Genomic DNA, 22,286 nt, shown 5'->3' on the forward strand with positions numbered 1-22,286 from the left:
CCAAGCTTTTAAGGTTCTAACATCCGAACTGAATCACGTTCGATCAGGCGGCACTCCGGCATGGTGAGGTCTTGAACGTCTTCACCATTGATCAAACGATATAGCGTTTCAATCGCCAAATACCCCATCTCATGAAGCGGTAGGCTCATTGTTGTCAGGCGTGGGCTGAGATAATCGCTAAATTCCCTATCGTCAAAACCAACCACCGAAATATCTCCAGGGACGCTAATCCCCTTCTCCTTTGCAGCCTGAAGAACCCCAACGCCCATAACATCGTTCATCGACAGGATCGCAGTCGGCGGATTGTGCATGTCGAGTAGCTCGTTGGCGATCCTATAGCCTGAATCTCGTTCCCAGTCTCCTATCTTAATCAAGTTAGGGTCAAACGGCAGTTCAAACTCCGTAACTGCTTTATAATAACCATTTAATCGGCGTCTTGAAGGAATCGAATCCATCAAACCGCTAATAATTGCGATGCGACTGTGTCCCTTTCGTACCAAGTACGACATCGCTTCATAGGATGCCTGTTCATCATTATACTGAATTGAAATAGCGTCTTGTGTGTAACCGTAAGTATATATAATCGGTTTGTCTTCAACATTGATCAGACCTGTCAGATCGCGAGTGTGAACTCCAATGTAGATGATGCCGTCTACCTGTTTACCAAGTAGCTCGGACACGGCATTCGTTGCATACTTGCGATACGCATCGACGTCTTGAAAATTGCGGCCGATACGCTTATCAAGCCTAAGGTTGACGAGCAGTATATGCAGGTCGTGACGGTCTCCAAAATCGTTGATGCCATCGATAATATCCGGAGCGTTAAATACAGTCACATCCTCCGTAATAACACCAATTGTATTGGTACGGTTGCGTTTAAGGCTTTTAGCAATCTCGTTCGGTTTGTAATTCAATGCGTCGATGGCCTCCAAGACCCTTTTGCGCGTTTCGGGACGGACATTACGAGTGTCGTTAAGTACATAGGAGACTGTAGCAATAGAAACATTAGCCCTAAGTGCGATGTCCTTTATGCTAGTTTTTCTCATAGGTCTCTCCTGTCTAAGCATACGAACCATCGTTCATTAGCTGTTTAAACGTTTAGATTTTCTTTTGATGATTGAATATTACCTTACAATCACTAATTTAGCAATCGTTATTTTGGATTTTATTCCCACAATATTTTGTACTGATATACTAGCCTTGGCTATCCCAAGACTAAAAGCAGATATCTTTATTTTAGACGTCAAATAACCTTAAAGTTCAATATTCTATCGAACAAAAAGGCGCATTTAGCATAATAAAAAACAGCCTACCGTCGGCCGCTCTGCTGTGTTTAAACTAATGTTTCCCGTTAGTTTAATCTCGCGGTTAACTCACTATAAATCACCTAACTCGTTTGGAAATTGGATGATCTTCATTCATTTCTAGTAAGTCCCACAAATTTCCGTATAAATCTTTAAATACAGCAACTATTCCGTAAGATTGTTCTTTGGGTTCTCTAACAAATTCCACCCCCCTTGAGACCATTTCATTATAATCTCTCCAGAAGTCGTCGGTGTTTAAAAATAGGAATACTCGACCACCAGTTTGATTGCCAATAAACGGCTCTTGTTCAGGTTTTGAAGCTCTTGCAAGTAAGATGGTAGTACCGACCGAACCAGGAGGTGAGACCACTACCCACCTTTTATCTTGCTCTGGTTGATAAACATCTTCAACTAATGTAAAATTCAACACTTTTGTATAGAATGCTATCGCTTCATCATAATCTTTAACAACCAAAGCGATATGTACAATGGACTGAATCATTTCCTAGTCGTCCTCCATTTCGAGTAGTATATATAGCTTCATCATTATTATTTTATAATAAAGAAGCTATATATACTATCTGCCTGTTAGTTGAACAAAAGCAACCGACCACATTGATCAGCTGCTTCTTTGCATTATTGAGCTATCGTTTCCCGTTAATTTAGTGAATTATTACAAAAGCCTGCCTCCACAAGCTTCTCGTCCAGTCTTGCCTTTTGGCGCAAATGATGCCTGCTGTGCATGCCAATCATCTCAAACCATTCACGCTCGTTAAGCCAGCCAAACCAGCCATGACGCACCTTGCAAGCCTGATTCGTTCCGCGAACGTGTTCCTCCCAGTATCTCATTTTTTTTAACACCTGCTCCAGACCGGCTATGATCTCTTCCTTACTATTGGGGTTACGGGTCCTGTTGACTGGTTCCTCAAGTTTCACACGGACATCGGGCCACACTTTTTCGATAAACGCCTTCGTTCCGTCTTCAGTCTTGCCTCCATGTTTTTCTTGTGTCGCCATCGTACAAGTTTGAATATGATCGATGTACTCTTCTGCCACATCGATCACGTGAATATACATTTGTCCAATCGACCAAACGTCTTCCTGGGATTTATACCGCAACTGGTCTATCGTATATCCAGCCAGACTTCGCTTATATTGCTCGATAATAGTCAGGGAATCATTTTTTAACATACGGTTTTCACCCCATCACATCATAGTCGTTAAAGCACCTGCGCAATCTCCCAAATATGCCCGTCAGGATCGGCAAAACAAGCAGTCCGCCGCCCCCAAGGACGCGTTATCGGCCCATTTAACAATGTAACGCCCCGCATTTCCAACTCGTTGCATACCCGGTCAACGTCGGGGACTTGGATTGTAAACAGGAACCTTGCACCATCCTCGACACGACCAAACTGAGCTGGATCAATCAATTCTCGGGCATTTGATTGATTTAAGAGGTTTATGCATGTATTTCCGTAATCAAATACTGCACAGTTTTCGTCTTCGTATTGGATTAATAGTTGAAACGACTCTTGGTAAAACGTCTTCGACCGCTGCAGATCTCCTACAAGTAATGTGATTTCGGAAATTTTATTCGCCCAGCCAGCTATCCCCACCTACATCCGATCCTATCATTTTTTAGTAAACTCTCGAATCATTCCGGTCGTTTGCTTGTTCGTTCCTTCTACTCTACATCCAGTAACTCAATTTCGCTTGGTTGGAATTTTCTGTATGAAATATGTGATTCGACGTTCTTATTCAACTAACCTGCCCGTTAGCTTAATGAATTAACGAGGAAAAGAACCGTTTATTTATATGCCTAATCGGTAATCGGATCATATTCTTGTCCATTTCGGCAATCGGTACAAGTTCTTGTCCTTGGCTTGGGATAAGAACTTGTACCGATAAAATAAAAAAGCCGCTAAAATAGCGACTTTGATTGGAACAATGTTCTTGTACCCCATTGACGATTGACGTTGTTCTTCCCTTCATTTTATCCGGGTAACGCCAAACCTCCTCTTAGTGCAGATTCTTTTGTATTTCTACTCGCTTTGCACAGTGAATTTATAATAACTTTAAGCTTTGCGAAGCATTTGTCTCTCGCTTAGCTGTGAAAGCATATCCTTCGTCATGGCCTTTAAGTCGTAGCGGGCATGAAATCCCCATTCTGTTTTCGCTGCCGTTGCATCAATGGAATGCGGCCAGCTATCGGCTATCGCCTGTCTCTTCGGATCAACGTCATAATCTAGGATAAAGCCGGGAAACTCCTCCCGAATTGCTGCAGCAATCGCCTCCGGATCCACGCTCATTGCGGTGACATTAAATGAGTTTCGGTGCATCAACCGGGAAGAATCCGCTTCCATTAAATCGATGATAGCGTTCAGGGCATCCGGCATATACATCATGTCCATATTTGAGTCTTTGGCGATATAAGATGTATACCGGCCAGCCGTCACGGCTGCGTAATAAATTTCCACCGCGTAATCCGTCGTTCCTCCGCCGGGAGGCGTCATATAAGATATCAAACCTGGGAATCGCAACCCCCTAGTATCCAGGCCGTACTTGTGAAAATAATAATCACAAAGCAGTTCGCCGGACACTTTGTTCACGCCGTACATCGTATTGGGCCTCTGAATCGTATCCTGCGGGGTATTGTATTTCGGAGTCGTAGGGCCAAAAGATCCAATGGAGCTTGGAGTGAACAATTGGCAACCGAGCTCTCTGGATATTTCAAGTGCATTCATTAATCCGCCCATATTCAAATTCCAGGCAAGCAGGGGTTTCTCCTCTGCAGTAGCCGACAGCAGCGCAGCCAAATGGATGATGGTATCCACTTCGTACCGCTTGGCGATTTCGAACATTGCCTTATCATTCGTCACGTCCAGCAGCTCGAATGGTCCTGATCGGGTAATTTCGTGGGCTGATGACCTGAGATCCGTAGCAACGACGTGATCCGCACCATAAATCTCACGTAATTTAACAACTAACTCAGAACCGATTTGGCCCAGTGCTCCGGTCACCAAGATCTTGTTCATAAGACATTCCTCCCGAAATATACTCCCGCGAATGCAGCTAAATCAGCTTCATTTCCTTGCCAACTTTCTCATAAACAGAGATCACCTCGTCGAGCATCTCCTTGGTATGGGTAGCTGTCGGCATGTTGCGTATTCTTCCAGTTCCTTTCGGGACCGTAGGAAACAGGATTGCCTTGGCATAAACGCCTTCTTCTAAGAGCCGTTTGCTGAACTGTTGGGTGGTTACTTCATCGCCAATGATACAAGGTGTGATCGGAGTTTCACTTTGGCCTACATCATATCCAAGCCGGCTCAAGCCATCTTTCAAATGATTGCAATTCTCCCACAGCTTATCGATCAACTCTTTGTCATTCATCAAAATGTCGATAGAAGCGCTACAAGAAGCGATTGCAGCCGGAGGTAGCGATGTCGAGAACAGAAACGGACGGCTTCTCAGCTTCAACCATTCGATCAGTTGTTTTTTACCCGCCACATAACCGCCGACAACGCCGATCGCCTTGGAAAGAGTACCAATTTGAAAGTCAATGCGGTCGGACAATTCAAAATGTTTCACGGTTCCCGCACCTGCTCCGAGAACGCCCGAACCGTGGGCATCATCCACATAAGTAATCAGATCGAATTCTTCTGCTATTTTCACGATTTCGGGCAGCTTTGCTATATCACCATCCATGGAGAAAACCCCGTCGGTGATGACCATAATTTTATGGTACTGACCGGATTCCTTGGCCTCTTTCGCCTGCTGTCTTAAATCATTCATATCCGAATGCTTAAAGCGAATCACTTTGGCTCTCGACAGGCGGCAGCCATCAATAATTGAAGCGTGGTTCAGCTCATCGGATAAAATCGCATCATGCTGGTCCATTACCGCGGATATAGCAGCCATATTACAGTTGAATCCCGATTGATACACGATAACGGCTTCCGTTTTTTTGAAACGGGCCAGTTTTTCTTCAAGCTCAATATGAAGATCCATCGTACCATTAATTGTTCTCACAGCCCCTGCCCCTGCCCCGTATGTCTGCGCCGCCTTAACTGAAGCATCAATCAGGCGGTAATCTGTTGCCAAGCCCAAATAGTTATTAGAAGACAAATTGATTAAGGACTTTCCGTCAATACGAATAACAGGACCATTTGCACCCTGCAGTGTATCGATGAAGTTATATAGACCTTTATTCTTTAGATCTTCGATGTTCGAACTTAAAAATTGGTCCAATACTTGACTTGACATTCGATTCCCTCCTCGATATACGATTGTCCTCATACAGGAGACATTTTATTCTTCGAAAAACCTTGTTATAAAGGGGGTTAGACTAATTTCAATGTAGCATCTTTTTTATTCTTTGTACACATATGGAGGACAAAAATCAAAAAAATACGCAAATATACATAGTGATTATTCCCCCATCCCCGGAAGCAATCGCTATTAAATTTTTGTTTATATCTTTTGCTGCTCGGTAACTTCTTGTGCAGCCATTATTTCTTTTGTTTATTCCTTTAAATCAATCGATTTACCCTCAGTCCAACCGGGATTCTTCCGTGGCCAACGCAATGAGATGAGTCCGTACGGGAGCGCTTGCCGAAGTTAGGCTCGCCTCACCACTTAGATATCCATCTAATCGGAAAAAGGACAATGTTCTTGTCCATTCCGGTAATCGGTACAAGTTCTTGTCCTTGGCTTGGGACAAGAACTTGTACCGATAAAATAAAAAAGCCGCTAAAATAGCGACTTTCAATGGGACAATGTTCTTGTCCCTCGACAAGTAATGCCGTTATTGTGAAAGTAAAATGCTCCATCCCCGATTGATTCTAAAATAGTATAGGTGGAGCTCTTGTCACTCATCCATCCGAGAGCTACCAAGATTGCCACAATTCCTTTCGATAACATAAAAAAGCCGCTATAATAGCGACTTCAATGGGAATATGTTCTTGTCCCTCGACATCTTCTGAGATCGCGCTATCGGCGCTTTTTGCTGATAAGATCTTATCATAATCGCTAGATTTATGTCTTATCCTTTTTCTTAAAGGCATTCACACAAAGTAATGCCTCTAGCAAGGACTCTGAAGAAGCGGTAACTTATCGCTCGCAAGCTTACCATTACTGGTATTACGGTTAGACATATCATTCTAAAGGCAAATTCTTTAGCTATTACTTCGTATTAACTTCAATCGCAATAAATTCCGGCAAATAATCGGGAGTACAGCCCATTGCTCTTCCGGTTCTTCCTGCGTAATAGTAGCTTCGATTGCAGATAGCAAGTCCGCTGAACAACTAGAAAACTTAGGCTACATCTGAGGCAACTCAATGGTAACTTTTCCTCCGCCTGACGTTGGATCGTTGGCAACATGGAGCTCCCCACCATGCAAGGAAGTTATAAAGCTAGCAATGTACAGCCCCATGCCGTAATGTCCCTTCGCTCTGCGTGCCGAATCACCCATATAGAACTGCTCGGTCGCCAGCTTGAGTGCTTCCGTTGAGAATCCTGGGCCTTTATCTAGAACGCAGAACCGTATACGCTCTTGCGTATAATCAATGAGCAAGGAGAGCTCGCTATGCCTAGGCGCTTGGTCTACGGCGTTGGAGATGATGTTCATTAGAGCTCTTTCCAACAGCTCGGGATCGACCTGCATCGTATCGGGGAGATCATGAGCTATGACATGTGGAGTAAGCTCCTTTACGACAGCCAGTGCCTGCATCTGTCCTTCGATTTTTCGTATGAATCCCCTTAGATCAACAGTCGCGAGTTGAAGCGAGGTTGAGCTCTCTGTTTTCGTCATTTCAATTAACGACTTGATATAGGCTTCCATCTGTCTTGCACTCTCGGTAATGTAGTCCGTATACTCCTTCTGCTCTTCCGTTAAGCTCGTTTCAGTAAGAAGCTCGACATTACCACGAACAATAGTCAGCGGCGTCTTAACATCGTGAGCTAGTGCAGAGATCTGATCCCGACGACTACGTTCCAGCTTCCATTGCCTCTCCAGCGACTGCTTCAAGGCATGCTTCATCTGGTCCATGGAATGAAGCACACGGTCAATTTCAGCGATCCCGCTGTATTGAACAGTAAAATCCAAATTTTGCTGCTGAAGAAGTTGAGTTGTTTCCTGTAGCCCGTTCATTTTGCGCGCCAGCTTGCGTCCAAAGGAGGAAGCAAGCAAGGCTGACCCACCGAGGAACGCGACGCAGAAAACAACAAAAAAGAAAAACTCAGCACTAGGCACAAGACTGCGAAGTAAGGGATTGCTGAACTGAGCGGTTAAGGAATACCGAAGAATATACACCTCTTGTTGATGGATGGTTTTCATATAGTTATATGGGGGAGTGTAAGAAGAATTTTGATCCTCTAGCAGCCCCCAAGCAAAATGTGCCTGCTTATCCGACAGGTTATGCTCTAGCAGCCCACCATCTAATGTATACTTCGCATATTTGTAAAGCGCATAAGACGAGTCCTTTTCAGGCTGTTGGCCTGCTGCGATTGCAGAGCTAGTTTCTATCGCCTGCTTCTCCGCATAATTAGCGGGTAAGATCATGCCGCTATACATGCCTCCAACAAAAAGTAAGGCCAGAACTAGAGTAAGTCCTATTGTGCCCGCACAGAAAACGGCCAAATATCGGAGAAACAATGTACGGAGCTTGGTTTGCTTGCGTCCAGATATTCGGGAATTTATTTCCATCGGTATCCAATCCCCCATACGGTTTCTACTGGAGCGACCTCTATTCGTGTCAGCTTGGCGCGGATATTTTTAATATGCTCCACAATGGTAGCGGCATCACTCTCGCCGTCGTAGCCAAAGACAGCTTCGTAGATCTGTTCCTTGGAGAAAACTTGTCCTCGGTTCAACGCCAGAAATTCACAAATCGCATACTCGCTTTTGGTGAAAGGAATGATCGTATCCCGTACCGTAATTTCTTTGCCGGATAGGTTGAAATTCACCTCGCCAATACAGAGTACATTACGTTTCTCGCGATTTTCTCGACGAAGATGAGCATGAATTCGCGATCGTAATTCTCCTGAGCCGAACGGCTTAATGATATAGTCATCCGCACCTTCACCAAGCCCTGCCATCACATCATTTTCCATGGATTTGGCGGTCAGGAACAGAATGGGGCAATCTACCTTACTGCGAATCATGCGGCAGAGGGTAAACCCATCCAGCTCCGGCATCATCACGTCCAACAGGATGAGGTCATAAGCACCCAATTGAAGATTCGGCACCTCAGTAGAATTTGTGTAGGTTGTCACGACATGTCCGTCCTTTTGCAATATATTTCGAAGCAACGCGACAACAGCAGGCTCATCATCGACAGCCAGTATATTCGCCATGACACTCACTTCCTTTATAATTGTCCTATTCTAACGATGTTCTTCCTTCCCATCGTCTAAACCAACCTCCTAATAATATCATGATTGCTGCAGTCCCACCTATACAACACAGGATTCCCGGCTGAATAAGCAGCTCGGACGGATACGCCGCTCCCCCTGAGAGCTCAATCTGCATCCAGCTCGTGATGAATCTCGCAGCCCATGCGCTCGGAATGTAAATCCAGTTCTGATCGCCGAGCCCTGTCAATAATAGAGCAGCTGCTAGGCTTTCTATAATCCCCAGACCAATGGAGGCGCCTTTGCCGAATCTTAAGCTGATGCAGACATGTAGAGCATAGAGGAAGACACTGCTTCCAAATAGGATACAAGCAGCCTTCACATAAAAAGCAAGCTTGTAGGGAGATTGATCCAACCCATTTAGAAAGCCTGCCCCAAATCCAACCACAGCCAACAACGCACTGCCAAATCCTAAGACGAGAAGCAGCGTCAGCTTGCTGGCAATGGGGATAAGCCGGCTCGGCTGGGCCAGCATCTGCTGGTAATTCCCGGCCGATGCCTCTTGATCAGCTGCGATGGCGCAGACAATACCGATCATCGTTGGAAAGGCGATGGCAATGACCTGCAAATATCCGCTCACCTTGGAAACAGGTGTATAAGGGGTATAGGCGAAATAGGCTAGGAATATGCCCAGCCCAGCAAGTGGAACAAGCAGGTGGATAAGCAGCAGCGGCTGCCTTCTAAGCTTCATCAGGTCTGACTTTAGGCTGCGATAGTAAGCGACCATATTATTTCGCCTCCCGGTTGCGGAAAGGCAGCATCGTTAGCGCGGATAGCAGGATAAATAGAGCAAGCGTGATTAGCACACCTGGAACAATGCCCCCTTTATCCAAAAGCGCATCGTTAACTGGCACCGGCAATCCATTAGGGAGTACCCCTATTACGGCGCACATAAGACGAGCAGGAATGGCATAAGGAACTGCCCACCAAAGTGATGTTTCGCTAAATAAAATCATGCAGGCGACATTCCCTAACACATTTATAATGAGCGCCGCGAACATGCCGATCCGATCTACAAGAAACAGACAAAGCGGAATCTGCCATAGAAAAGTCAGAAACAGCAGCAGGCTGGCAGTGGCGCTTTCTTGTATATTTATACTGCCAGGAAAAACAAAGCCGCTTAAGGTAATGGCCGTAAACAGTACGATTGTCGAGGCTAACAGCATCAATGAGCCAGCACCGATCTTACCAAGCCAGACCCGCCCTAGATTAATGGGAAGACCGAGTAAGGCACGGTATTTTAGTTTTCTCCCGTCCTTTTGAACCAGTCCAGCACACATCAACGTTAGTGCCCCGGGCAGAAGCATTGCATACCACCAGTTATAGCTGGCGCTTTGCAGGAATGGTCCTGCCATCAACGCCGTGCATAGCAGCAAGGTTAGAAGAGGAGCCAGCCAGATCAACTTATTCGCAAAGGTTCGTTTGGTTTTTAAGATTTCAGCACGAATGTACACTTGCATCCTAGTTCTCTCCCTTCCGATACGCTCGAGCAATCTGCATAAATAAGGTTTCAAGACTCTCTCCTGGCGTGATTGCATCTTGGTAGGCGAGAACGCCCCCCGCTATAATGCCAATGTGATCTGCTATTAGTTCTACCTCGGACAAAATATGGCTGGACAATATAACGGTGATCCCTTGCTCTGGAAAGGAGCGAATCAGCTCCCGCTGCTCTTGAATACCGATCGGATCGAGGCCGTTGGTCGGCTCATCAAGAATGAGCAGATTCGGATTATGGAGAAGCGCAATCGCGATGCCAAGCCGCTGCTTCATCCCCATGGAAAATTGGCCGGAAAGCTTCTTTCCTGTATTCGTCAAATCGACCAGCTGCAGCACCTCGTCAATACGAGCTTCTGGCAGTCCGAGCAGCGTCGCCCGTACCTTCAGGTTTTCCCTTGCCGTCAGGTTTTCGTACAGAGGCGGTGACTCAATCAAGGCGCCAATATGGGCTAGGTCATTGCGCGTCCATGGCTTGCCTTGAAATAGAATTTCGCCGGAGGTAGGCCGCAGCATGCCAGTCAGCATTTTAAGCGTTGTCGATTTCCCTGCTCCGTTCGGACCGAGCAGCCCATAGACAGAATGCTCTTGAATAGATAAGGAAACGTTGTTTACCGCCTGCTGGCCTTTAAAACTTTTACATAGATCTCGTGTCTGTATAATCATGTTTTTCATCGATACCTTCATCCTTTACTTTCGTTGTTGTGCTAATCTTAAAAGCGAATTCTAAGAAATTTATAAGGATTACCGAGCCGTCGATGATTTTCTAGTAGTTCATTGACACGTCGTTAATAAAAAGCACCGGATACGATCTGGAATCCGATGTATACGGTGCTGTATATGCACCTAGCAAAATAGTTCGTAGTAAGTAGAAGATTATGATAGCAATCTAATTTTATATATCGTATGATTCTTCACATACATTAAGATTTTACAATAATAAGCTTCATAATATGTATCTTATTACACTTTAGGGAAATAAGGTGTACTGCGGATTTATAATTTCCGTACGGGAGTTTTTTCGGAATGGAGTGACTATGAAAAAAATATTGTCTTTATGATTGCATCACTTATACTGTTCACCGGATTCGCAACACCAAGTTATGCAGTATCATATTCGCAATCCGATTCAATACAAACATTGCTGGATGATGCAAGCCGTATATCAGGTGTACCGGGAATATCAATCTCAATACTTGCGAACAATGAAGTGCTCTTCTTTTCTTCTGGGTACGCAGATCGTGAAGCTGTCCTTCCACCTATTCCTTATAAAGTAAAAAAAGTGGATAAAGATTGGAAGGTAGTCCTGGTTCCACAAGAAATTAATGTTGACAAGGGTTCACCTGATTATGGAAAAGTTACGCCAATTGATGTTGAAAATAGGAAGTACATGGATAATTCCGGCATAATAACTCCATTTGCCAGAACTTTAGATTACTACTCCTTCGATAACTGGGATGGATACGCTCTTGAGGGACAAGACACGTTCAATATCACTCAGAACTGGGTTTCTGTTCAGGGATACCAGAGGGATGCCTCCTGTGACGGTAAACAAGACACGAAGCTGATCATTTTGAAGTCCGAAGTTAGTCCTTCCCTTTCAATTTGCTGGGACAAACTGTAGGAGCTTGTAAATTCGTTAATGAATGAAGGAATTGAAACATAGGTCCCTTTCCCTTGCTTACGGACCAGATAGCCTAGCTGTACAAGTTCCTTTAACACTTCTCGTACAGTCATTCGGCTTATTCCGTATTCTTCACATAATTCTCGCTCGCTTGGAATTTGTTGACCTGGGGACCAAATACGGGTCTCGATTTTTTCCAGTAGAGCGCTCTTTAATTGGTGTTGCAAAGTCACCGGAAGACGATCATCTAGCAAATATTTTTCCTCCAAACCTCTTCACTAGACACACCTTCTTTAAATCGAAGATATTGCATAAATAGTTAGCTGCGCCTGTCTGTATCAATTCGAGTACTTCAACAATTAATTAATAGCATGCCGGTGTTGGGTCACCACTTCTTTTTAATTTGTGATATGATTCTCCGTGAATAAAATTAAAACTAACCTGCCCGTTAGCTTAATGACATAGCTGTATGCTTCAGTTAGATATTTATTTAATCGGTAATCGGAATATGTTTTTGTCAAATACGGTTATCGGTACAAGTTCTTGTCCTTCGCTAGCCTCTTCCAATAGTAATATTTCGTTTTTTATGCCTAACCAACCGTGTTACCTCTCATCTAGTCAGTTGTTACCATTACGATGTGAATACTGTAACATATCATGGTACTTTCAAGGCTTTAACTACATGCGCTTCTTATTTAGATACAGATCTAATCGCAAATTGGAACATCTTCTTGTCCATTTCGGCAATCGGTACAAGTTGTTTCCTCGACTCGAGACAAGAACTTGTACCGATAAAATAAAAAGTCGCTATAATAGCTTCTTTCAATGGGGAATATGTTCTTGTCCGCCGACAACATACAAGGGCGATTTATCCATGTCGAAAAAAGGAAATGACGATTTCGTGTTGAATAAATCTATGGCTAAAATACAGAATTGAGGGTGATAAAATGGGTGCATGTGAGCATATCTTTATGATAGGTTTTTTGGCTGTTTGCGCATTTTTGCTACAAGTTATTTACTCTAAAAAAATACGCTAAAAAGGGCGGTAATGGTCAATCCCCCATTTAGTGGACATTGAAAAAACACCTATCCAAACTGACGTCGATACTCTATCGGCGGATGGTCAGCTGGTTCCTTTTTTTATTGAGCCATCATTTCCCTTTAGCTCATACCATATTCTCCAGATCTCTGTTGAATAAGGCTAATGAGTATTCCTTTTGAGAGATCAAATTTTCTGTAATCTGTTTAATTACCCCTTTATCGCGTAGTTCCAGTAAATCTGGAATCAACAGATCCGTAGGTGCTATCCATTTCGAATCAATGATCTCCGTTGTATCTAACTGAAGAGAACCACCGATGATTTCACCAATAAAATGAAATAAAATAACCTGATGATTTGTACTACTAATGAAATTGTAAATACCTGTAGTGGCTGTAAGTCTAACATCATAGCCGGTTTCTTCTTTTGCTTCTCTACGTGCCGCCTCTAAGATATCTTCATTATACTCAATTCTCCCTGACGGGAAGTTCCATGTATTCTTAACAGTAGTCTTGTTTTCTTTGATCATAAGCAGCTTATCTTCATGTATTATCGAAACACTTACAACCAATACAATCCCATTTTGAGTCACGTTAAAAGCCCTCCATAGTTAGAAAATTAGTACCACTATTATTAGGACATATGTTCCGTTTGTTGTAAATGACTGAACCTGCACTCGTAACGCTAACCTGCCCGTTAGCTTAATGAAAAAGATAATATTCTAATCGACATTGATACCATGTTCCCAATCTTTTCAGCAATGGAGCTGAATTCTTGTCTTCAGAAAGCGAATTGTACTTTTAGCTCGCCACATAAGTTCCGTCATGATAATTGTTTAGCTCTTATCTAGTCGTTTAATCCATAAGAAGGGTGAAAACTGCCCTGTATTATGTACCCTATTGAAGTTCTCACTAAATCACTTTTTGTTTAGATATACATCTAATCGGCAATCGGACGATGTTCTTGTCCATTCCGGCAATCGGTACAAGTTCTTGTCCTTGGCTTGGGACAAGAACTTGTACCGATAAAATAAAAAAGCCGCTAAAATAGCGACTTCAATGGGACCATGTTCTTGTCCCTCGACAGTAATCTAATGTATTGCCATTCGTCCGCCCAATCAATACTTCTATTGACAACTTCAGGATATTATTGTCTCAATTGTCCTTTTCGGCAATGGTACAAAGTTCTTGTCCTGCGACAATATACAAGTTCTTTGGCTCGGGATAAGAACTTGTACCACCGATAAAACGAAAATTCGCTTAAATATTTTTTGATAAATTATACATCTCAAATTATTATTTCGGTAAATAACATTGCTTCTACATCCTACCTCTAGAATAACGTGATGATTGAGTCGGAACAGTTAGCTTTTGCCACTGAAATGAAAAAGAATACGTATTGATCGACAATCGCGTCAAGACGAGCTACTTTTGACTGCTCGGCTCACACGAAGACGTGTGTCCATCTGTATGTTCTGGCCGTGACGCGAATGATCGAGCCTAGAGTCTGTATTTGGTGCTATGAAGAACAACCGAGGGTTCAAAAGGTTCCTGCTTAGATTCAGCCACAATAATTTTTTTATCCGTATTCTCTTCCGAAGTCTTCCATCTTCTCAAGGATCGGCAGTAATTTATTCCCCTTGTCTGTAAGCGAATACTCTACCTAAGGAGGAACTTTGTATTTAGCTTACCTGAACAAACTTAGATTTGCACCATTGGCAACTAATGCTCCTTCGATTTTCCATTACACACATTACGATGGCGGGGTGATTCATGATCAGATATAATAATTTTTCCTGCAAAACGCTAACCCGCCCGTTAGCTGAACAAAAGCGGCCGATCACGATGGTCAGCTACTTCCTTGGTTTTATTGAACTAACGTTTCCCGTTAGCTTAATGATTAATTTTCATAACAAGTGGGCTCATTTCTTGCAGTGTAGCACGCCCCCACTGACCTACGAGCGTACAATAACTATCGGAGTCATGCAATTTGTATGCCACATAGACGATCGTCATGGTCCAAGCTACCTTGGGGAGTGATTGTTGAGCATTTACCATTCATTGAGATGATTACCGATTGATATTTTGCATAATTGCGCTGTAAAGAAAATCTGCTAAATCCTCATTGCCATATTGATTAAAGTAGCTTTTGAATCGTGCATCGAATTTGTAGGTATGGGCAATGCAAGCCAGTAACTCTGCATCGCATGTCATGAATTGCATTAGATTTTCTTTCCACTCTTCGATTAATCGCTGCACTTCATCTGAGGAAGGATCCTGATGGATACAATACGCAAATTGTTTGTATATTTCTTCCATGGATTGAAAACGTTCCTCTTTTTCATCCGGTGATAAATTTTCCAACGTCTCATCAAACTCTTTATACGTTTCTGTTTCACCATAAATGAATTTCGCCTCATTTGAATATTGTTCTTTCAATGGCAAAACGGAGGAACTGTTGAAGATTTGCAAGTTACTAATATCAGTCCCCGAAACGTATTCATCGAGAGCGGTCATGATGTTTTCCAGTCTTTGTTTTCTCAATAATAAAGTTTGTCTCTGCTTCATTAATATTTGATTCTGTTCTTGCCTGGTTAGCTTTAAAATGTCCGCAATTTCTTTCAAGGAAAAATCCAATTCCTTTAAGATCAAAATGGTTTGAAGTTTTTCCAAACTGCTTCGATCATATAAGCGATACCCTTTTTCCGTTAGATGTGTCGGTTTAAATAAATCGATTCTATCGTAATAATGCAGAGTCCGGGCTGTAATGCCTGTAATCTGAACAATATCTTTAACCGCTAATAATGGTTTCTTCATCCCAAAATCCTTTTACTTCGTCTAGTATTTGAGCAGCAGGCGTTATTGTTGCCTCAAAAATAGTTATTCCTGTTTTTCTTAAGTAATACTGGATTAAATGATATCCGCAAGCGTAGCCGGCACTGTATGGCATATTGACCGGTTTAAAGTTCTGAAGTTCTGCGATCTCATCACCGTAAAGATACGGAGCAAATTGATCAAACCCCGTTAATTGCAATTGCTCTCGGAGCACGGGCTTAATACGCCTGTTAAGTGTTTCCGCATTTGTTTTCGTTACCCAAGGGCCGAGCAATTCTTCTCCAAACATGAATGCAGCAAAGTTTTCAGCTAATCCTTCACTTACAATGAGCTCGCCCAAATTAACGGTGTGATCCCACTGAATAAATTGATATCTCACATTATGGTTGCATTCGTGCGCCAGCGAAACCTTCATTCGAGGAATCGTGTACTCATTTGGCAAGAGTGTACCCCAGATAAACCCGGGAATGCCCCCAAATCCGCTATATCCTTCGTTTATTGTTAAAGCACGGTTTTCCGGATTCCCTAGTTGAACGGTAAACAAATATTCGGATACAGGGAGATTTATTTCATGTTCAATAAATAGACGAAGGCTTTTCCTTACAGCATCCTCGCACTCTGACCAAAAAGAATCTGACGAAATCAACTCTATCTCAGATGAGATCTGCTGGGTAATCTGAGCAGGGGATCGATGCATCATACTATTAAACGTGACAACGTCAAAACCATTTGCCTCTTCAGTTTTAAAAGGGATCTGTTGAATTTGCCATTGTTTCATAAAGGGGGCCATCAATTCGTTTCGGAATAATTCCAGTTTTTCCTCGGGCGAAGCTTGGGCAACTTTTTGATAAATTTGGTCTGAACGCAGTGATCTTATGTTCATCTCTCTCACTCCTAGTTATGAATTCTTAGAGAGAATTATGCACTATGACCTAACGTCATAGTCAAGAACCTTGAATCAAAATTAATTTACACGTTCTTAAAACTATCCTGCCCGTTAGCGCAGCGAAGGCAGCCGATCTTAGTCGTTGGCTGCCTTCGGGTCATCATTAAGCTATAGTTTCCCGTTAGTTCTAAAAGCTAACCCATTAATTAAGTTATTCACCTAAAAACTCTCTTTCGGCTTTTCCCCAATTAAGCCCATCAAAAACATTTGAGAAAAAGCGAACCCTTTATACGTTTTCGATAGACATGAAGGAATTGTCATATCAAGGTCCATGTAGGTGGTTAGTATCCGCTGTGTGAATTCTTTTTGATTCGTTAAGGAATATTCCTGCAATTGTTTTGCAAACTCATTGCTTACGTTTTCTCTCCCGCCAAGCGCTTCTTGTAATTGGTACCCTGCCATATATAGCTCAGCTGCTATTTCTTCATCAACTCGCTGATGTTCAGATATATACGTTGAAATCCAGTCACGCACTAGTGACGAGGTATCTTTATTATTATCCTTAGCAACCTGTTGAAAACTTTCTTTCATGTCTTTTGATATTCGTATTTGTAAATTCGTATCCATTTAATTGATTCCCCCTTAGCCTGAATATGCTAATTGTAACCCAACTGTAATTACAATGTCAATACATTGTAATTACATAAATCAAAACACCATTACCCTGCTTCATATGGTTCGTTATTCCGCTATACTGCCGTTAGCTTAACGAAAACGGAGCAGTTGCCAATCGGCGAACTGCTCCATGCTAATCTGAATTAACGTCTCCCGTTTGCGTAATAACCTGACATATGGTTCTTGTCTTCAGCTTTGTGATCAGTCGCAAACGCATGAAATTTATAAAGAGGTCCCACCAAGAGTCGAATATTATTTAACCCCTCTTGGTAAGCAATTTTTACCAATCCTTCAAACTATGTGCGAGTGGGGAGATAACAATTTAAAATAAGAATCGATAACTTTTTATGAAAAAAAAGATTAAAGATTTTTTAACAAATAACCTAATCTCACTCATTTATCAATTTTAGCAGATTTTTTACTCACTCTTGTTCAACTAACCTGCCCGTGGGACTTGATCCCGAGTGCTATAGTGTTCGCCCTACTTGTCATGACCATGATTGAGGCTGGTTGGGACGTAAGATCCCGTATAACAAGCGATGCTATGGAGCGACAAGAAGAACCTTAGGCATGCCCGATCATTGAAACTCGTTTCTTTGACTATATAACAGCATTCAGCGTTTCAGTCGCCCCTAAGAGACCCAGCACTTCTACTCAGATCTTCATCTAATCGAAATGCGAAAACTTTCCTGCATAATGCTGCTTATTGAGGTTTTCATTACATCGCTTTTCATTTAGATACTCATCTAATCGGTAATCGGACTATGTTCTTGTCCATTCCGGCAATCGGTACATGTTCTTGTCCCTCGACAGCTCTTGATTCTCTATATCATAGAATTGGCAAGTTTGAGTAAGTCTGTTGCTTTAAACTTCACTTTCAACATTTTCTTGTTTCCAATCGCAAGCGTATATTGTATCCCGTTTTTCTGAAATCGAAGTTCATATCCCAGTTCGAATTTAGGCCGGTATATTGCTTTCGTTCCGTCTTTTAGTTGATAATACACATCGTCCTTTCCTTTGTACCGCTCCAGTTCTACTACGACTGGGAATACTTTGACCCGGAAGAAGCCATTCAGTGCTTTGTTTCGATAGATTAGTTCAAGTGATTCATGACCATCAACGTATCCGTCGAAGTGAGTTATCTCGAACGGAAACTCAGAGGGTACCAGTACGTCCCTTTTGAACCTCAGTTGGTATTCCCTGATCAATCGGGCCTCATCGACGAGCGGATTGGCTCCGTCGAACAGAATGCTAATTTTAGTGATTCGATCTTCCTTTATGATTAGTTCCCATATGAAAGCAAGTCGTTCTTCCTCTAAAAATTCATCATTAAAATGAGCTAGTAGGTATTTCACATCTGACTTTGGTGAGGAAACGAGCTGTACTCCGCTGATTTGGGAAATCCCCCTTATCTCGGGGATTTGGACATAATCCTTTTCTACATATTTTTGTGCCGCATCAAGATCGTTTCGAAGTATTGCTTTTGCAAACCGATTTACTGGTCCCAGGCGAGTTTCGCCCTCAGTGGGGGCTGCCACAAATTCGGATGGTTCTATGTTATGGGCTGTAGCAGTGCTCGACAGCATTGAATAGAACAAACTTATTATCATTAGAAGAAACAGTGTCTTAACTCTCATAATATCCTCCTTGAGAAGAATCTACTCGCAGAAATAACTTCTCACCAATGCGAGTAGTCTACCCAATGACTGGAAAGTTATTCATTAAACTAACCTGCCCGTTAATTGAATAGAGACAGCCAATTCATGTTGACCGGCTGTCCCCTTTGTTTTATTGAGCTATCATTTCCCGTTAGCTTAATCTTGTTTCTAAGTAGTAATCACATTAATATCATCTACCTTATAGCCATTAAGACCATCTCGTCGAAAATAGGGCTGCTGATATCGTTCCAGAGCCCCCATAATGAGCAAATTTGTTTTCCTTCACCTCATAAAAGCTGCAGTTAATCTTCTGATCAGCTGCCGCTGTGTAGTTCTAAACTATCGTTTCCCGTTAGTTGAATGAATATTTTACTTTTATAATTTCCAAATGCTCTTCTCTAAAAATAATCAAAAGTGGGGCTCGAATATTAATATGTTCTTATTATGTTGCATTAAGAATGAATTGTCCTTCTTCAGCTTTAATTACAAAGAAGTACTTTGTATCTCTAATCAGGTCATCTAAATGCTTGCTGGTCCTTTCTGGGACAAGGCCATCATTAATGATGCAAATAGTGACCGAAACGTTCCTCTTGTTTTCCTGCTGAAAAACTGTCGATTGACCTGTTCTATAAATGGAACTATACTTTGTAGCAAAGAAGGTGAGTAGATGAAACAAATAAGCAGTCGCTTTTCGATGGCAGTCCATATTCTCTCGATGATTACGTTGGATCCCATATATAGTACAGGTGATCGAATTGCACGTAGCATCAATAGTAACCCTGTTGTAATTAGAAGGATTATGGCCCAGCTCAAAAAAGCAGGGTATATTGAAACAAAACCAGGAGTTGCGGGGGCCTCCCTTCTGGTATCGCCCGAAAGATTAACCCTGCTGGATATCTTTCAAGCGGTCGAATCTGTGGAAGGAAATCAGCTTTTCAATTTTCACAAGAATGCTGACCCCAATTGCTCTGTAGGTATGAACATTGAATCGATATTATTACCAAAACTCTCTAATGCGCAGAAGGTCATGGAGCATGAACTGGCTTCTGTTACCCTAGCTCAAATTGTGGAGCAAATACGAACAGAGGCAAATGTAAAATAAAGCTGCTCCTACGGTGTATGGAGTAGCTTTATTTTACATTTTTTAATTTTTCACCAATCAAACAGTAGCTTGCGCGGGCTCTACATATTCAATAAAACTGCCATCGGGATGCTGCACAAAAATGCTTGGACCAATAGGACCACACTGATCCCTTATTATAAGGGTATTTTGTTTTTTTAGTTCTTCCTTCAATTCGTTCATGGAATCCACATACACCACGGCACGGAGTGATTTAGCAGGCTTCATGGCATCGGGACTTCCAGATACAATAACGTAAGGATAGACTGTGGCTAAAGATAAGCCAGCTTCAGGAATGTCCCACGTCCGATCCATAGATCGGTTAGCAAGAGATTCATAATAAGCAACAGTTGATTCAAGTTGCTCGGTAAAAACGGGGATAAAATGATTTAAGATTTTCATGTTAGCCTCCAATTTTTTGTTTTCTAATTATAACCACAATAGTTATAACTGTTTTAGTTATACAAAAACATTTTGATTCTGTCAATTTATTCGATGAGTATTCTCGTAATTTCGCTTACTTGTTTCGTCTACTTGAGATTTGTTTGGTCACTCGATTCCTGGCAATGACATCGTTCTAAGACGCCTTAGCTTGGCATCTCTTTTCTACTACACAGAGGGTTTGATAGCTGAGTTTTTCAAACCAAGCCAAAAACACGGGCATGGTTTTCCCCTCTACTTCCTAACTGTGCTGAAGTAAGATTCGACGTTTAGATATACATCTAATCGGTAATAGGAACATGTTCTTGTCCATTCCGGCAAACGGTACAAGTTCTTGTCCTTGGCTCGGGACAAGAACTTGTACCGATAAAATAAAAAAGCCGCTAAAATAGCGACTTCAATGGGAGACGATGTTCTTACCCCTCGACATTTCTCTTGACTGTTCTTTGAAGCATCTTATGCTCATCACTTGGATTATTCATAATAAGCATTGCAACTTATTGTTTTTATGGATTAGCGGCTAAAAAATTTCTCTCTTCATAAAAACTTCAACAGATTTTTGAAGTATCTTATATTCAATAGTTTGGACCACCGCGTTTAGGGCTTTATTACAGCGTACAGCGGAGTACTTTGCAGCGATTAGCTGGTAATGCGCTCCTTGTAAGTCCATCAATCTTCAATTTTAGAAAACGGCGATTTGATTTTGAAGAATTCTTTATACGTCATTGGTTTTCGGCCAATCAGACGTTCAAGATCCCCAGACGTCTCCGAGAATTCTCCAGTGTTGATTCCACGCACCCAACCTAATAAGAAATCAGTCATAAGAACAGGCAAGCCATTCGCTACCATAGTGTCTATATATTCTTTTTCGCTAATTGCCTCATAAGGGATATTTATCTCATTAATCTCCGAGAGGGCTTCAGCGATGTCTGCAAAAGAGCTTCCCTCGCTGCCACTTAAAGTATATGACTTATTTTCGTGCCCGTTTTGAGTAAGAACGGCTACATTGGCTGCCGCCAAATCGTCCAGAGATGCAGCGGCTACTTTACCGGAACCCGCTGGTACTCGTACGCCGATTTTAAGCGCATCTCCGAAATACGAATGCATGACTTCAAGATACGGTGGATTCCGCAGAATGGTATAGGCTAATCCGGATGCTTTAAGCGTTTGTTCAGCAAATAAGTCTGACATCGATACTTCGGGCACAATAAGATTTGAATTTTCTCTTCGTATGATCGACGTGAAAATCACTTGTTTGACACCAGCCTGTTTTGCAGCTGCGATGACATTGAAATGTTGCGTATTGCGGTCGGTAAATGCTTGCGCGGAAATAAGCATAACTTTTTCAACACCATTGAAAGCCCGCAAAAGTGAGTCATAATCAAAATAGTCCCCCTGTTGAGCTTCTATACCTTCTTTAATAAACTTTTTTATTTTTTCGGATTCCGGATCACGTACCAATACAGCGACCTGATTTGACGGAACTTTTTTAAGAAGAAGCTCTAGTGTCCTGCTGCCGAGATTACCTGTTGCACCAGTAATAAGTATTTTACCCATATGAATAACCCCTTTGTACTTTTATTAATGCTGTAATCTTATAACTAGAAACCAATCACGACTTCCGAATTGTTCACCAGTTTTATGACCATATGATTGACTGAGAGCCCGCAGGACTTTGTAATTTTGAGCGTAAGGTGGCCGCAAATGCCTATTGCTTTGTCCATGGTTCCTGACTGGACAGGCCGTGTTCTTATTGATGCTACCATATATTTGTTTAACATTCTGATCTTATTCTATAAG

The 22,286-nt window shown here is 42.3% G+C and carries 22 protein-coding genes and 2 pseudogenes; 3 read left to right on the forward strand and 21 right to left on the reverse strand.

What is annotated here, in order from left to right:
- Window positions 1-8: 8 nt before the first annotated feature.
- From AC4G47_RS13430 to AC4G47_RS13480, 11 genes are all read right to left on the reverse strand, one after another.
- The gene (locus AC4G47_RS13430; RefSeq protein WP_491106338.1) at window positions 9-1,046 is read right to left on the reverse strand and encodes a LacI family DNA-binding transcriptional regulator; all 1,038 of its coding nucleotides are present in this window, start codon (window positions 1,044-1,046) and stop codon (window positions 9-11) included.
- Between the two features lie 337 nt (window positions 1,047-1,383).
- The gene (locus tag AC4G47_RS13435; RefSeq protein WP_430020852.1) at window positions 1,384-1,806 is read right to left on the reverse strand and encodes a VOC family protein; all 423 of its coding nucleotides are present in this window, start codon (window positions 1,804-1,806) and stop codon (window positions 1,384-1,386) included.
- 155 nt (window positions 1,807-1,961) lie between these two features.
- Window positions 1,962-2,495, reverse strand: coding sequence for a DinB family protein (locus AC4G47_RS13440; protein ID WP_491106339.1), 534 nt, complete (start codon window positions 2,493-2,495; stop codon window positions 1,962-1,964).
- Window positions 2,496-2,524: 29 nt separating this feature from the next.
- A complete protein-coding gene (locus tag AC4G47_RS13445) occupies window positions 2,525-2,920 on the reverse strand; it encodes a VOC family protein (RefSeq protein WP_491106340.1) in 396 nt (131 codons plus the stop codon).
- 459 nt (window positions 2,921-3,379) lie between these two features.
- Window positions 3,380-4,339, reverse strand: coding sequence for an L-threonine 3-dehydrogenase (locus AC4G47_RS13450; protein WP_491106341.1), 960 nt, complete (start codon window positions 4,337-4,339; stop codon window positions 3,380-3,382).
- A 37-nt stretch (window positions 4,340-4,376) separates the two neighbouring features.
- On the reverse strand, window positions 4,377-5,567 hold the full coding sequence (locus tag AC4G47_RS13455) for a glycine C-acetyltransferase (RefSeq protein WP_491106342.1): 1,191 nt from the start codon (window positions 5,565-5,567) through the stop codon (window positions 4,377-4,379).
- Window positions 5,568-6,622: 1,055 nt separating this feature from the next.
- On the reverse strand, window positions 6,623-8,008 hold the full coding sequence (locus AC4G47_RS13460; protein ID WP_491106343.1) for a sensor histidine kinase: 1,386 nt from the start codon (window positions 8,006-8,008) through the stop codon (window positions 6,623-6,625).
- On the reverse strand, window positions 7,999-8,658 hold the full coding sequence (locus tag AC4G47_RS13465; RefSeq protein ID WP_491106344.1) for a response regulator transcription factor: 660 nt from the start codon (window positions 8,656-8,658) through the stop codon (window positions 7,999-8,001). The genes AC4G47_RS13460 and AC4G47_RS13465 overlap by 10 nt, the downstream gene beginning before the upstream one ends.
- Window positions 8,659-8,683: 25 nt before the next feature.
- A complete protein-coding gene (locus tag AC4G47_RS13470) occupies window positions 8,684-9,442 on the reverse strand; it encodes a lantibiotic immunity ABC transporter MutG family permease subunit (protein WP_458122692.1) in 759 nt (252 codons plus the stop codon).
- Between the two features lies 1 nt (window position 9,443).
- A complete protein-coding gene (locus AC4G47_RS13475; RefSeq protein WP_491106345.1) occupies window positions 9,444-10,175 on the reverse strand; it encodes a lantibiotic immunity ABC transporter MutE/EpiE family permease subunit in 732 nt (243 codons plus the stop codon).
- Window position 10,176: 1 nt separating this feature from the next.
- The gene (locus tag AC4G47_RS13480) at window positions 10,177-10,884 is read right to left on the reverse strand and encodes a lantibiotic protection ABC transporter ATP-binding protein (protein ID WP_458122690.1); all 708 of its coding nucleotides are present in this window, start codon (window positions 10,882-10,884) and stop codon (window positions 10,177-10,179) included.
- A gap of 382 nt (window positions 10,885-11,266) precedes the next feature.
- Here AC4G47_RS13480 and AC4G47_RS13485 point away from each other — a divergent pair.
- A pseudogene (locus AC4G47_RS13485) lies at window positions 11,267-11,455 on the forward strand (serine hydrolase domain-containing protein); the annotation flags it as partial.
- Window positions 11,456-11,724: 269 nt separating this feature from the next.
- On the opposite strand, the gene AC4G47_RS13490 reads toward AC4G47_RS13485, so the two are convergent.
- The 7 genes and pseudogenes from AC4G47_RS13490 to AC4G47_RS13520 all read right to left on the reverse strand — a co-directional run bounded on the left by AC4G47_RS13490 (window position 11,725) and on the right by AC4G47_RS13520 (window position 17,219).
- A complete protein-coding gene (locus tag AC4G47_RS13490; protein WP_491106698.1) occupies window positions 11,725-12,066 on the reverse strand; it encodes a GntR family transcriptional regulator in 342 nt (113 codons plus the stop codon).
- 933 nt (window positions 12,067-12,999) lie between these two features.
- A complete protein-coding gene (locus AC4G47_RS13495; protein WP_491106346.1) occupies window positions 13,000-13,464 on the reverse strand; it encodes an NUDIX hydrolase in 465 nt (154 codons plus the stop codon).
- 986 nt (window positions 13,465-14,450) lie between these two features.
- Window positions 14,451-14,522: pseudogene (locus AC4G47_RS13500) on the reverse strand (winged helix-turn-helix transcriptional regulator); the annotation flags it as partial.
- A 242-nt stretch (window positions 14,523-14,764) separates the two neighbouring features.
- On the reverse strand, window positions 14,765-14,929 hold the full coding sequence (locus tag AC4G47_RS13505) for a DUF5946 family protein (protein ID WP_491106347.1): 165 nt from the start codon (window positions 14,927-14,929) through the stop codon (window positions 14,765-14,767).
- A gap of 12 nt (window positions 14,930-14,941) precedes the next feature.
- Window positions 14,942-15,688, reverse strand: a complete 747-nt coding sequence (locus tag AC4G47_RS13510) for a MerR family transcriptional regulator (protein ID WP_491106348.1) — start codon at window positions 15,686-15,688, stop codon at window positions 14,942-14,944.
- On the reverse strand, window positions 15,663-16,589 hold the full coding sequence (locus AC4G47_RS13515) for a DUF2268 domain-containing putative Zn-dependent protease (protein ID WP_491106349.1): 927 nt from the start codon (window positions 16,587-16,589) through the stop codon (window positions 15,663-15,665). The genes AC4G47_RS13510 and AC4G47_RS13515 overlap by 26 nt, the downstream gene beginning before the upstream one ends.
- 222 nt (window positions 16,590-16,811) lie before the next feature.
- On the reverse strand, window positions 16,812-17,219 hold the full coding sequence (locus tag AC4G47_RS13520; protein WP_336758377.1) for a BAR domain-containing protein: 408 nt from the start codon (window positions 17,217-17,219) through the stop codon (window positions 16,812-16,814).
- Between the two features lie 205 nt (window positions 17,220-17,424).
- Here AC4G47_RS13520 and AC4G47_RS13525 point away from each other — a divergent pair, with 205 nt between their 5' ends.
- A complete protein-coding gene (locus tag AC4G47_RS13525) occupies window positions 17,425-17,598 on the forward strand; it encodes a winged helix-turn-helix transcriptional regulator (RefSeq protein ID WP_491106350.1) in 174 nt (57 codons plus the stop codon).
- A gap of 493 nt (window positions 17,599-18,091) precedes the next feature.
- On the opposite strand, the gene AC4G47_RS13530 is transcribed toward AC4G47_RS13525, so the two are convergent.
- Window positions 18,092-18,904: a hypothetical protein gene (locus tag AC4G47_RS13530; RefSeq protein WP_491106351.1), complete on the reverse strand. Its 813-nt coding sequence runs from the start codon at window positions 18,902-18,904 to the stop codon at window positions 18,092-18,094.
- Window positions 18,905-19,592: 688 nt separating this feature from the next.
- Here AC4G47_RS13530 and AC4G47_RS13535 point away from each other — a divergent pair.
- A complete protein-coding gene (locus AC4G47_RS13535; RefSeq protein ID WP_491106352.1) occupies window positions 19,593-20,027 on the forward strand; it encodes an Rrf2 family transcriptional regulator in 435 nt (144 codons plus the stop codon).
- 57 nt (window positions 20,028-20,084) lie between these two features.
- On the opposite strand, the gene AC4G47_RS13540 is transcribed toward AC4G47_RS13535, so the two are convergent.
- Window positions 20,085-20,447, reverse strand: coding sequence for a VOC family protein (locus AC4G47_RS13540; protein WP_491106353.1), 363 nt, complete (start codon window positions 20,445-20,447; stop codon window positions 20,085-20,087).
- Window positions 20,448-21,155: 708 nt separating this feature from the next.
- Window positions 21,156-22,043, reverse strand: coding sequence for an SDR family oxidoreductase (locus AC4G47_RS13545; protein ID WP_491106354.1), 888 nt, complete (start codon window positions 22,041-22,043; stop codon window positions 21,156-21,158).
- Between the last annotated feature and the right edge of the window lie 243 nt (window positions 22,044-22,286).

The organism is Paenibacillus sp. Negev47 (assembly GCF_058313655.1).